Source organism: Paraburkholderia sp. SIMBA_030 (assembly GCF_046535245.1).
In the GTDB taxonomy this organism is placed as follows: domain Bacteria; phylum Pseudomonadota; class Gammaproteobacteria; order Burkholderiales; family Burkholderiaceae; genus Paraburkholderia.
Window position 1 is genome coordinate 1 of sequence record NZ_JAWRXB010000931.1, and the last position, 259, is coordinate 259.

Annotated in this window: 1 protein-coding gene; it reads right to left on the minus strand. The window is 58.3% G+C overall.

Translation table 11 applies throughout. The features are described from left to right. Positions 1–259 (minus strand): hypothetical protein (locus tag SB772_RS42755; RefSeq protein ID WP_410838866.1); only part of this gene is annotated, 259 nt, incomplete at both ends.

The window sequence follows — 259 nt, forward strand, 5'->3', positions numbered from 1 at the left end:
GCAGCCCGGGTTTGCCTGGTTGTGCTGGTTGATGGCGAGTTGGATGCCAGTGAAGATGTTGATACCAAGCTGGGCGTTGGGACCGGTTTCGGCACCGCCATAGGCCAGCGTGGTGGTGGACGGGCAGGTAGCCTTGCCATCACCCTTGGGAAGAACGGCTCCGGAAGGAACGTCGACCTTGGAAATTGCGGGAATGTTGACCTTGTTGCTTGCCCCAGAAGAGTCCGATGTGCTTGGGCCTGATTGATTAGCGCAACCT